The following is a 12,735-nucleotide window of genomic DNA, read 5'->3' on the forward strand; positions in this document are numbered from 1 at the left end:
TAATAAAACGTCGAAGTTAACTATTTATTTGAGCAAATTAAATATGATCGCGAAGTAAATATGCCTTAAATAAATCGCTCACTTCGGTAATGCTTTCGTAGTTGGGTTTAATAAATCCAATACCCGGATGGTCCTGATCCCAAATTGCCCCAATCATTACCGAACTGATAATGATAAATATAGTGGTAACAATAAAGGTTTGATTATTGTGGATCTTTTTGATATATCCAATAAGAAAACCCATTAAAAAAGAGTACACGATTAATATGCTGATGATTAACGTAGGCGTATTTTTTCCGTAATTTTGGGTAAGGCGAATATAAGCAGAACGCAATGCACTGGTATTGGTGGTTATTTCAGAAATTTCTGATTTACTTTCTGCGTGTTTTTTCTGATAATCCAATAAAAAGTAATCCAATTGCTGGTCGTTACTTAGGATTTGTTTTATAATATGCTCGCTTTTTTTTGCGTCTGGATTAAGGTTGTTATTGTGAATGGAAAAAAATGTAGTGAGGTATTTGTGTACACCTTGTTTCAATTCATCCTCATAATATTTCGATTTCTTGATTACCAATGAAAGTTTATCGGCGACAGCATAAATTTGATCATTCCTTTGATTGGCATGATCGCTGGAGCCCACTAATCCAAAGGAGAGTAACAAGGCATAAATGCTCATTAAACTAGATTCAAGGCCAATATTTTTCCAGGATTTATTTAGGTGCATGCGATGTGCTGCATACTTGGCGCCAACAAAAACGCTCAGTAAAAGCAAACCAGGATAAATAAATAGAAAGAAAATATATTGAAACATGAGTTCGTTTTAAGCGAATTTACTCAAATTAATCTCATGAAAAAAGTTACACTTTGGCACATTAACCATAATTAATTCATTTAGAAAGAGAATCCAACTCCAACAGATAATACCCTGTTTTTTAAAGATGAATCATTAAAGCCATCTGTATCAATACTGCTTATACCTAAACCATAACCAGCATGGATATTAATGCCATTTTTCAATTCATACCCCGCTAAAAAGTTTAAGCCAAAATCTCCCCTTTTGTAATCTTTATCATTTCCAAATTCAACTTTTCGCTCCGATGATTCGACACTTCTGGTATCTCCAACAGTTAACATTCCATTTCTTTTTTCCTTGCCACTTATTGCTACAGCATAATACGGACCGCCGCCAAGAAATAACTTCCCATTACCTAAATTGAAATTGAATACGGCATTTACTGGAAGCTCAAGATTCATGGTTTCCAATTTATAGGTACCAGAAAAGGCATACAAATGCGTTGGTTCAAAATTAGATTCGTAAATTTCTGTTTTGCCGCCCTTGCCAATTAATGTTAAGCCAGGTTGAATGGTAAATCCATCGCTAACACGAAAATCGATTGTACCGCCAACATAGAAAGATACGTTTGACTTAAAATCATATTCTGGTGGACCATCAAAGGCTTCCGGTTCACTGTAAGACGACATCGTTGGGAATGTTAAACCAGCTTTAATACCAATTTTATTTTGGGCAAATGAACATAAACCCAACGAACAAAAGAGAGTTGAAATAAATATTTTTTTCATAGTTTTTTTAGATGGAAGAAAAATACAAAATCTTCTAAAGATAATTGGAGATATTTCAAGAATTAATCATTATTTAACACAAAAAGCCCCTTGAAGATTAATCAAGAAGCTTTTTTCAATGTAGTAGTTTGGTTTAGAAAGAATAACCTAAACCTACAGAAAATACTTTGTTTTTGAATTTAACATCACCTTCGCTAGGTTCGCTGATTACGCTGCTTAAACCTAAACCATAACCAGCATGAACATTTAATTTGTTATTAAATTGAAATCCAGCCAAAAAGTTTAAGCCAAACTCACCACGTTTGATCCCATCGTTTGAATCAAATTCGATTTTTTCTTTTTCAGAACCCAATTTAACATTTCCACTCAAAGCATAAGCAAAATACGGACCTGCACCAATAAATACTTTTCCAGCATTATTTACTTTAAAATTGGCTAAAAGGTTTACAGGCAATTCTAGATAGTTTAAGTTTAAAGTAGCTGAACTATTCGAAAATTCAGAATCCTCAAGACCAAAAGTGTCGCCACCTAATTTTGTTCCTTTACCTATAAAACTTAAACCTGGTTGAATGGAAATAATGTCTGATAATGCAAATTCTGCAGTACCACCCACATAAAATGATGTTTTTGAGTCGAAACCGATAGAAGTACCTCCTGCTGAAATACTCATACTTGGAAAAGCAACACCTGCTTTTACTCCAAAGGTTACTGGTTTACTCGTTTGAGCCGTTGCTGCATAGCTTACACCAGCCAGCATTAATAAAGATAATAATGTTTTTTTCATTTGATTTTGATTAAACGTAATATTTAGTTGATGCAATAGACGTTAATTTTCCCTAATAAGTTACGCAACAATTTTATTATAGTATTTATGTAACTGATTATTAATCAATTAAAAAAACACCAGTAAATTTATCATAGCATTTTATAAGAGAAGTTAGACTATGTTTCGTCATGTAAGCCAAAATCTAAGCTAGATTGTTCGATCTACTAAAAAGGAAACGCTAAAAGCTGGAGCAAATTCTAAGTCAGTTCCTTCTTTCGTGCTAAACACTCAAAGAAATAACCTGAAAACTGAACTATTAAAGTGTTTAATTAGTTCAAAAAATTGATGAAAATTAGAATGTAAAATATAAATGAAGATGCTTAAATTTTCAACTACAACCCAAAAACATAAGCAAAGCGAATGCCTGCAAAACCCTTCGAATTCGAATTCCTGATACCACTTACGCTGCTTTCATTTTTACCTGCCCAAGCTTCATACCTGATGCCAACATCGAGTTTGTTGGCTCCTGATAATTTGAATTGATTTCCAATCCCGGGCGACCATATAAATACCTCTCGCTGCCCATTTGTTGAAAAGCCTGCTCCTAGTTGAGCTTCAGCATAAAACCCCTGACTTTGGTATTTAATCCCACCCTTTAGTGGAACATAAGTTAAATCGCGAACATTGATTAACTGATTTCTCTTGCCAAAAAAATTCATAATTCCAGCGTTAGCAGTTAATGCAAGTTGTGGAGAAACTGGAAATTCTGCTTTTACTGATGCGCCTAAACCAATCCCAGATAGGCTTACGAAATTACCTGAAGGCAGACCAAATTCTGCACCAATGCTAATGTTAGGTGATGTTTGCGCCTTTAAAGTTGTTATAGAGAATATGCCAAAAGCAATAATAAGGAATGGTAATTTGAACATTTATGCAGTAAGTTTTCTAAAAATATCTTCTAATGAACTGTTATTGTTAGATTTTTTTATTCCTTCAAGAGAATCATTAGCAACAATTTTACCTTTGTTAATAATAATGATGTCATCGCAAATGGCTTCTACCTCTTGCATAATGTGTGTAGAAATTACAACGGTTTTATTTTTTCCCAATTCCTTTATCAAAGCACGAATATCAACCAGTTGATTTGGGTCTAAACCCGATGTTGGTTCATCTAAAATTAAAACTTCAGGATTATGAATAATTGCCTGAGCCAGCCCTACCCTTTGGCGATACCCTTTTGATAACATTCCAATTTTTTTATGCTGCTCGGGAGTTAAACCAACTAATTTGATTACTTCATCAACTCTGGCTGTTAAATTTTTCAATTTGTAAGTTCGCCCAACAAAGTGGAGAAACTCTCTCACATACATATCAGTGTAAAGCGGCGTATTCTCTGGCAAATAGCCAATATGCATTTTCGCCTCTATTGCTTGTGTTAAAATATTTTGTTTTGAAATTTCAGCATTGCCTGATGTTGGTTCCAAATAACCTGTTAACATACGCATAGTTGTAGATTTCCCAGCGCCGTTTGGACCTAAAAAACCTAAAATACGACCTGGCTTAGCTTCGAAACTTATGGAATCGACTGCTTTCTGTTTATCGTAATGTTTAGAAAGATTTCTTACTGAAATACTCATATTAAATATTTGAACAACAGATTTGCACAGATAGACACAGATTATTTTCCTAACTGTGTTCATCCGTTTGAGCTGTGGTTAATTAACGAATAATGATGTTAACTTTTTATTATACCTAAACTTATCTAATTGCTCGGCAGCTTGCCCAATATTATCCGACGAAAGAATATCGGCACCATTATTTACCAGGTGATAGTAAACATTTTTGGCAGGATTAGCGATTGAGCTTTTATCAATATTACCCATAGTTCCTAAAATTGTGGTTATACCTTTATCATGAAGAAATTTATATAGTTCCTTATCAGGTGCAGAAACACCAACAAAAGCTACAATTCTATTATTGGGAATGCCCAAACTGTTTAACCTTTTCAATTCTGATTTCTTTTGAACCGATGCAGATATCATTAAATCAGGTGCCAATTGGTGAACTTCCTGTGCTTGTTTTGCTGTATAAGTAATCACAATCGAATTGCTTTCTACCTTGTATTGCTTCACTTTCTCAATTACTTTAGCATAAGAAACACCTCTTTTTAAATCGATGGTGAGCAATACTTTCCCTTTACTCCAACTCAAAACACTATCCAAAGTCGGGATTTTAAAGCTGGTTTCTTTGCCATCATCATCTTTTAAATTGAACGCTTTCAATTCTTCAAAAGTGTAATCGCCAATATTACCCTTTCCTGTTGAAGTTCTATCCAATTTATCATCATGCATAACAACCAATACCGAATCTTTGCTGTAAGCGATGTCAAACTCAATAACCATTGGATTATAGGTGGTGGCGTTGTCAAAGGTTTCGATACAGTTTTCCGGGTAACCTGGCATTGGTCCGCCGCGGTGTGCACTAATTAATGGAAAACGATTTTCTGGAGACCATTTTAAGAATTGATATAGTTCTTCAGTTTTGTTGAACTTAATGTAATGATGAACTTTTTCTTCTTGTTTACACGAGGCAAAAACAATTGTTACTGCGAAGAAAAGTAAATAATGAAATTTCATGTTTCAAAAATAGGAAAAAATGGAAGATGTAAGATGTAAAACGGAATTCTTGGTTTTGTGCATTTAAAACGTAAATAGATTTAGAATTTTGGCCAACCTAAACCCGATAGAAATGAAAATATTTTTTTTTTGCGATAATAGTTATCCGATGAATATATGCAATATGCCGATATTCATCGGATAACTTTAAGTATCCTCAAAAATATTGTAATAAATAGCGGGGCTGAACAAACCGACCGTCACTGTATTTGCTTTTCTAAAAATTTTTGACCCATCTAAGATACTTCAGAACGTTTGAGCTCAATGTTTTGCATTCAAAATCTTAAAATCAAATAATCATTAAAATCCTAGTCAAATCCTTTTACCTTATTTATTATCTTTGCCTCCATTATGGCTCAAAAGAATAACGACGAACAATTTAAAAATGTAATATCACACGCCAAAGAATACGGTTTCGTGTTCCAAAGCAGCGAAATATATGATGGCTTAAGTGCCGTTTACGATTATGGCCAATTGGGTGCCGAATTAAAAAACAACATTAAAACATACTGGTGGAAAGCCATGGTGCAAATGCATGAGAACATTGTGGGCATTGATTCTGCAATTTTTATGCACCCTAAAGTTTGGAAGGCCAGCGGACACGTTGATGGTTTTAACGACCCTATGATTGATAACAAGGATTCGAAAAAACGTTACCGTGCCGACCAGTTATTAGAGAATAAAATTGATGAGCTTTACTCTGAACTAGCAAATTTCTCAGCTGATAACAAAGTTAAATTCGAGGAATTTCAGCAGGAGATATTAGGTTTAAGCGATGAGGGGCAGGCCAGTTGGATTCCAAGTTTTAAAGATGAGGAAGGAATTTTAGATAACGCAAAATACCCTTTCGTTGATGAGGCAAGCTGGAGATTTGTAAAAAAAGGCCTGGCGCTTGAAGTTGAAATGAACCTTGCACTTAAATCGGAAAATTTAGCACAGCTGAAAGATTTAATTGTTGATTATAAAGTTATTTGCCCGATTTCTAAAACATCAAACTGGACAGATGTTCGCCAGTTTAACCTGATGTTTAGCACGCAATTCGGCGCTATGGCAGAAGGAAGTGATGAAGTTTATCTTCGTCCGGAAACGGCCCAGGGTATTTTTGTAAACTTTTTGAACGTTCAAAAATCGGGACGAATGAAAATTCCTTTCGGGATTGCACAGATTGGTAAGGCTTTTAGAAATGAGGTAATTGCCCGTCAGTTTATTATGCGCATGCGTGAGTTTGAGCAAATGGAAATGCAATTTTTTGTTCGCCCGGGTGAGGATAAAAAATGGTTTGAGTACTGGAAAGAAGCCCGTTTAAAATGGCATAAAGCTTTAGGAACTTCTTCGGAAAAATACCGTTACCACGATCATGTGAAACTGGCCCACTATGCAAATGCTGCAACTGATATTGAATTTGAATTCCCTTTTGGATTTAAAGAAGTAGAAGGTATCCACAGCCGCACCGATTTCGATTTAACACAGCACCAGGAGTTTTCGGGTAAGAAAATGCAATATTTTGATAACGATTTAAATGAAGAAGGTAAACCTTATGGAAACTATGTTCCTTATGTTATCGAAACTTCAATCGGTTTAGACCGTATGTTTTTGTTAACGATGATCAATGCTTTTGAAGAGCAGGATTTGAGCACAGAAGACAAACAGGATAGCAGAACTTTATTACGCCTGCACCCTGCTTTAGCACCATATAAAGTGGCCGTTTTCCCATTAACTAAAAAAGATGGTTTACCAGAAAAAGCCCGCGAAATTATGGATACCTTGAAATTCGATTTAAATTGTATTTATGAAGAAAAAGATGCAATTGGTAAACGCTATCGCCGTCAGGATGCAATAGGTACACCATTCTGTATCACTATTGACCATCAAAGTTTAGAAGACAATACGGTTACGATTCGTCATCGCGATAGCATGGAGCAAGAACGTGTTGCCATTGCAGATTTAGCTAATATTGTTGGAAAAGCGGTAAGCTGGAAAACACTTTTAGCTTAAGTAGACTTAGTTTTGCATTATCATATTTAGCTGCAGGTTTTAAAACCTGCAGCTTTTTTTTGGAATATTTTCTATACTGATTCTATTACAAAGGCTAAATAAATTTAGCCTTATTTAAAGTTACACTAATTCATTCTGCCTTACTATATCCATTTTTGTTTAAATAAAATAAACAAAAAATAAATGTTTTTTACGAGCGTTATTGTTGAAAACCGAACCAATGAGCAAACTATTTTTAGCCTTTTTATTTACAATTCTTATTGGTTACAAAGCTAAAGCTCAAAACTGGACAGATGCTGAATTCCGAATGGCAAATACCGCTGCAAACGCATCCTATCTAACCAACGAGGAAAAAAACATCGTAATGTATATGAACCTTATACGCATTAATGGCGAAAAATTTTACTATACATTTCTTGAGGATTATATTAACAATTACAATTCGAAAGTTAGAAAGTATCGAAATTATAATGAATTACGGATCACCAAAACCAATATTTATTATGTATCATTACTTAAAAACCTGCGGGGAATAAAAAATTTACCTATGTTTTATCCCGATGAAAAATTAAGTGCTTTAAGTAAAAGCCATGCTCAAGATTTAAACAGAAATAACCTCGATTCGCACGAGAGCAGCAATGGCAATTCTTTTTCTAAACGTTTATCAAAATACTTTCCCAATCAAATAAAAAGTGAAAACATTGATTTTGGTTATTCAAATAGTTTGGATATTGTTTGCCATTTACTGCTCGATTGCGGTGTACCGTCTCTCGGCCATCGGTTTAATATTATTGATCAGAAAAACAAACTGAATACAGTTGGCGTAAATATTCAAAGACACCCATCATTTACTTGGTGCGCCGTGATTGATTTTATTTCTCAACCTATTTACTATACTAAAAATGAGTAGTACGATCGCTCAAATTATGTAACGAAAATTTTATAAAAGTGCTAAGTCACTTTTCAAATTTTATTACATTTGCGGATTATAACTAATCATGCCTAACCAAACAACACGTAATATTAATTTTTACGCGGCATTATGCTATCGTTTATTTTTAATATTATTTATTTACACCCTATGTAGATTAGGCTTTTATGCCTTTAATTACCATCTTTTCAATATTGACTCTATTGGCAAATTTTCTTACATTCTTTTTGGCGGAATTAAGTTTGATGTTTCAGCTTTGCTATACATCAATTCCCTTTTTTTAATATTGCAACTTCTACCGTTTAAGTTTAGATATAATGAAACCTATCAATCTATCTGTAAATGGCTATTTATAGTTACAAACACCATTGGTATTGTAACCAACTTTATAGATTTTGTGTACTATCCTTTTACGCTAAAAAGAACAACTGCCGATTTTGCAAGCCAATTTGGGCATGAGCACAATATTTTCAAACTTATTATCAACTTTCTTGTAGATTATTGGTACCTGTTAATTCTTCTCATCCTTACCGTTTGGATTTTTATCAAACTTTACGATTATTTCAAAATCAAAAAACCTAAATATTACGTTTGGCCAAATTATGCATTAAACTCAATCATTTTTATTGTTGGCTTAGCTTTGATGGTTGTAGGTATGCGGGGTGGATGGCGGCACAGCACCCGACCAATTACAATGGGTAATGCTGGCGAATTTGTTGATAGTCCAAGCGAAATTAGCCTGGTTTTAAACACACCCTTTTGCCTCATTAGATCATTAAGTAGAAAAGCATTAAAAAAAATGGATTATTATGATGAAAAAACATTGAATTCCATTTACAATGTGGTTCATCAGCCAGATACCAGCAAGCCATTTAGAAAATTAAATGTAGTTTTTTTAATTATTGAAAGCTTAGGGAAAGAACATGTCGGCAGCCTCAATACTGATTTATTAAATGGAAAATATAAAGGTTACACTCCATTTATTGATAGTTTGGTAAACAATAGTTACACCTTTACACATACTTATGCAAATGGCAGAAAATCAATCGATGCGCTTCCATCGGTCATTTCAGGCATTCCATCGGTTTGTGGTCCTTTTGTATTGGGCAATTATTCAGGCAATAAAACAACTAGCATCGCTAAGCTTTTAAGCACAAAAGGATACGAAACAGCGTTTTTTCATGGGGCTCCAAATGGCTCAATGGGATTTAATTCCTACACCCACTTAGCAGGAATTGAGCACTACTATGGTAAAACAGAATATAATAATGATGATGATTTCGATGGCATTTGGGGGATTTGGGATGAACCTTTTATGCAGTTTATGGCTCAAAAAATAAATACATTTAAGCAACCATTTTTCAGTGCATTTTTCTCTCTATCGTCACATCATCCGTTTAAAGTACCAGAAAAATATAAAGGCAAATTTCCACAAGGACCATTGGAAGTGCAAGAGCCAATGGGTTATACCGATATGGCATTAAAAAAATTCTTTGCTACAGCTTCGAAAATGCCATGGTATAAAAATACATTATTCGTGTTATGCGCCGACCATGCAACAGTTTCATATTTACCTGAATACCAAACCACTGCAGGTTATTTTTCAATACCAATTTTATTTTATTATCCTGGTAGCGAATTAAAAGGCAAAACCGAAAAAAATGTACAGCAGATAGATATTATGCCAACTGTTTTAAACTATTTGCATTATGATAAACCTTATGTAGCCTTTGGTAGGGATGCATTTAAAGATAATCCGAATGATTTTGTGCTGAACCATAATGACGGAACCTATAACCTATACAAGGGAGATTATTTATTGAGCAGTGATGGCAAATGCACCAATTCGCTCTATAATTTGAAAACTGATCGATTAAACGAAAACAATTTGAAGAACAAATTGCCTGCAGTTCAGGATGATCTAGAAAAACATTTGAAAGCTTTTATCCAACAATATAATAACAGAATGATAGAAAACAAACTCACTATCGATTAGCTTATTTCTACGATTTATGAATTTATTTAACAATTGCAACAAAACTTTATATTTTTGGCCAAATTATTTCAATAATGCGTAAAGCAATCTTAGCTTTCATAGATTTTTTTTATCCACCATTTAAAAAATTTATTTCCTTACATAATTTCAGGTATTTAGCCACCGGTGGAAGCACTTTTGTACTCGGTTTAGTTATTTTTTATCTGGCCTACAACTACGTATTTTTAACTGAAGAAGTTAAGGTTATGGGCATGACGCTTAAGCGCAATACCATGGCCCTGCTGGTGGAGTTCGCCATTGTAATTCCATACAGTTTCTTGCTAAACAAGTATGTTATTTTTACACACAGCGAAGTAAAATCTCGTGTTCAATTATTTCGATTTTTGAACCTGCAGTTTATAAACATGCTTTTAAACTATGTGTTACTGAAGTTCTTTGTCGAAATGTTAGGCATTTACCCAACCATTTCCCGCCTGGTTGTTTCTGTAGCCATAGCAGGATTTAGCTATCTATACCAGCATTATTTTACTTTTAGCGTAAAAAAGATTGGGGGCAAAAACAAGTAATTTATTTGAAAAGCACTTTCAGTAGTTTTTCGGTTTCTGCAGCCCCGCCCTCATTTCAAATCCTCGGTTTCGTTCCTCAACCTGTGGGTTTTCCATTAAGTCGGGTTTAAATTGTTTGGGTATTACTACTATTTCCGGTTGATAGCGAATTGCCAAAAACCATGGTAAAAAGCACTGCCTGGTGTGATTAAACGGGATGGACGCGATATCTCCCGATTCTTCATCGGAAATTTAGCAAACAGCCGACTAATAATCACAATTGAACACAGGTATTGCTTTCCAATAAAAATTTACTATCCAAAAAATCATCAATTTTTGCTGCAAACCTTTATTACGCTTAGCTGTTAATTTAGGCAGCAGCATATTTGCGAACATAAATGCAACAAGCTAACTTAGCTACCGACCAACTTATTTTCATAAACCATGAGCCATTTTAATGACTTCAATAATGCGCAAGTAGCGAAACTACCTAAGCATTTAAAACAGTTTATTGTTGCCCAAAACTACGAAAAGTACACCCCTATCGATCAGGCAGTTTGGCGATATGTAATGCGTCAGAACTACAGTTACTTAAAAAATGTAGCCTACTATCCTTATATAAAGGGCTTGCAAAGAGCAGGTTTAAGCATTGAATATATTCCCGATTTGCAAACCATGAATGATAATTTAGGTAAAATTGGCTGGGGCGCAGTAACTGTTGATGGCTTTATACCGCCTGCAGCGTTTATGGAATATCAGGCTTACCGGGTTTTGGTTATTGCTGCCGATATTAGGCAAATTAACCATATTGAATATACGCCTGCTCCCGATATTATTCATGAAAGTGCTGGTCACGCACCCATTATAGCCGATACAGATTACAATAATTATTTAAGTTACTTTGGTTCTATTGGCGCAAAAGCCATGTTTTCGGCCAAAGATTTTGAACTCTATGAAGCAATTCGGAAACTCTCTATTTTGAAAGAAGCAGTAGATGTTGATGAAAGCCTGATTGCCAAAGCAGAGAAAGAACTTCGGTATATCAACGAGAACATGGGTGAACCTTCAGAAATGGCTTTACTTGGCCGTTTACATTGGTGGACAGTTGAATACGGCTTGATTGGAACACTTGAAAATCCGAAAATTTATGGAGCCGGATTACTTTCATCAATTGGCGAAAGTGCAAGCTGCATGCAAAACGACGTAGAAAAAATCTGGTACAATATTGATACGATTAATTATGCTTATGACATTACCAAACCTCAACCGCAGCTCTTTGTTACCGAAACATTTCAAAATTTGATTGATGTGCTGGAATCCTTCGCTGATACCATGGCTTTTAGAGTTGGTGGTGCAGAAAGTATTATGAAGGCCATTGCCTGCAAGAATATAGCTACGGCAGTATACAGTTCCGGTTTACAGGTAAGCGGTTTATTCACCGATTTAGGTTTAAATGTAGCTGATGACGTAACATTTATTAAAACTACCGGACCATCAGCTTTGGCTTTTGCAGAGAAACAGTTGGATAACCACGGAAAAAATTACCATAAAGATGGTTTTTCATCACCTGTTGGTAAGCTAAAAAATTCTACAAAATCGTTAGAAAACTATAGCGACGAAGAAATTAGAGCTTCTGGTTCTGATTCAGGCAATAGCACTAAACTCACTTTTGAAAGTGGAATTGTGGTAAATGGTGAGGTTATCAATATTTTAAGAAAAGATGAAAAGGCAATTTTAATCACCTTTAAAAACTGTACCGTTACAGAAAGTAATGGAAACATTTTGTTTAAGCCAGAATGGGGAGTATACGATATGGCAGTTGGCGATAAAATAGTTTCAGTTTTTAATGGTGCTGCCGATAAAGATGCTTTTGAGGAAATTACTTTAATTAGCCTGGAACAAACGCAGCACATTGCTTATGATGATAAAACATTGAATCTTCATCAATTATATAAAACCGTTCGGGAAATAAGGGAAGGTGGTGAAAACTTAGATCAACTGACTGAAATTTTTAATCAGCTAAAATCAAATTATAGACAGGATTGGCTTTGTGCTTTAGAAATTTTGGAACTGGTTTACCATAAAAAAATCTATCACCAGCTGGAAAAGGAAGTTCAAATATATCTGGAGTTAAAAGCAGGCAGAGAGCCCGATCACCATAAATTAATTAGCGACGGACTGCATGTAATTAAGAATCCTGTTAGTCAGTTAATTGCTAATGATTAGATTTGAAGCAGATTTACAAA

11 protein-coding genes are annotated in these 12,735 nt (G+C 34.7%); 5 read left to right on the top strand and 6 right to left on the bottom strand.

What is annotated here, in order from left to right:
• Nucleotides 1–37: 37 nt before the first annotated feature.
• The 6 genes from LUA91_RS17035 to LUA91_RS17060 form a co-directional block, all read right to left on the bottom strand.
• The gene (locus tag LUA91_RS17035; RefSeq protein WP_231427310.1) at nucleotides 38–811 is read right to left on the bottom strand and encodes a hypothetical protein; all 774 of its coding nucleotides are present in this window, start codon (nucleotides 809–811) and stop codon (nucleotides 38–40) included.
• Nucleotides 812–891: 80 nt separating this feature from the next.
• Nucleotides 892–1,581 carry a porin family protein gene (locus tag LUA91_RS17040; RefSeq protein ID WP_231427311.1) on the bottom strand — a complete coding sequence of 230 codons (690 nt, stop codon included), beginning with the start codon at nucleotides 1,579–1,581 and terminating at the stop codon, nucleotides 892–894.
• A 133-nt stretch (nucleotides 1,582–1,714) separates the two neighbouring features.
• The gene (locus LUA91_RS17045) at nucleotides 1,715–2,365 is read right to left on the bottom strand and encodes a porin family protein (RefSeq protein ID WP_231427312.1); all 651 of its coding nucleotides are present in this window, start codon (nucleotides 2,363–2,365) and stop codon (nucleotides 1,715–1,717) included.
• Between the two features lie 374 nt (nucleotides 2,366–2,739).
• Entirely contained in the window at nucleotides 2,740–3,276 is a 537-nt protein-coding gene (locus tag LUA91_RS17050; RefSeq protein ID WP_231427313.1) for a hypothetical protein, read from the bottom strand.
• Nucleotides 3,277–3,984 (bottom strand): ATP-binding cassette domain-containing protein, encoded by a 708-nt coding sequence (locus LUA91_RS17055; RefSeq protein WP_231427314.1) that lies wholly within the window; start codon nucleotides 3,982–3,984, stop codon nucleotides 3,277–3,279. It lies immediately after the preceding gene.
• 78 nt (nucleotides 3,985–4,062) lie between these two features.
• A complete protein-coding gene (locus LUA91_RS17060; RefSeq protein ID WP_231427315.1) occupies nucleotides 4,063–4,983 on the bottom strand; it encodes a glycerophosphodiester phosphodiesterase family protein in 921 nt (306 codons plus the stop codon).
• A gap of 390 nt (nucleotides 4,984–5,373) precedes the next feature.
• Here LUA91_RS17060 and LUA91_RS17065 point away from each other — a divergent pair, with 390 nt between their 5' ends.
• From LUA91_RS17065 to LUA91_RS17085, 5 genes are all read left to right on the top strand, one after another.
• The gene (locus tag LUA91_RS17065) at nucleotides 5,374–7,017 is read left to right on the top strand and encodes a glycine--tRNA ligase (RefSeq protein WP_231427316.1); all 1,644 of its coding nucleotides are present in this window, start codon (nucleotides 5,374–5,376) and stop codon (nucleotides 7,015–7,017) included.
• 220 nt (nucleotides 7,018–7,237) lie between these two features.
• Nucleotides 7,238–7,927 (top strand): CAP domain-containing protein, encoded by a 690-nt coding sequence (locus LUA91_RS17070; protein ID WP_231427317.1) that lies wholly within the window; start codon nucleotides 7,238–7,240, stop codon nucleotides 7,925–7,927.
• 88 nt (nucleotides 7,928–8,015) lie between these two features.
• On the top strand, nucleotides 8,016–9,944 hold the full coding sequence (locus tag LUA91_RS17075) for an LTA synthase family protein (protein ID WP_231427318.1): 1,929 nt from the start codon (nucleotides 8,016–8,018) through the stop codon (nucleotides 9,942–9,944).
• A 74-nt stretch (nucleotides 9,945–10,018) separates the two neighbouring features.
• Complete coding sequence (locus tag LUA91_RS17080) at nucleotides 10,019–10,510, top strand: GtrA family protein (RefSeq protein WP_231427319.1); 492 nt, start codon at nucleotides 10,019–10,021, stop codon at nucleotides 10,508–10,510.
• Nucleotides 10,511–10,933: 423 nt separating this feature from the next.
• The gene (locus LUA91_RS17085) at nucleotides 10,934–12,715 is read left to right on the top strand and encodes an aromatic amino acid hydroxylase (protein WP_231427320.1); all 1,782 of its coding nucleotides are present in this window, start codon (nucleotides 10,934–10,936) and stop codon (nucleotides 12,713–12,715) included.
• Nucleotides 12,716–12,735 lie beyond the last annotated feature (20 nt).

It is taken from the genome of Pedobacter sp. Leaf250, from assembly GCF_920984735.1.
In the GTDB taxonomy this organism is placed as follows: domain Bacteria; phylum Bacteroidota; class Bacteroidia; order Sphingobacteriales; family Sphingobacteriaceae; genus Pedobacter.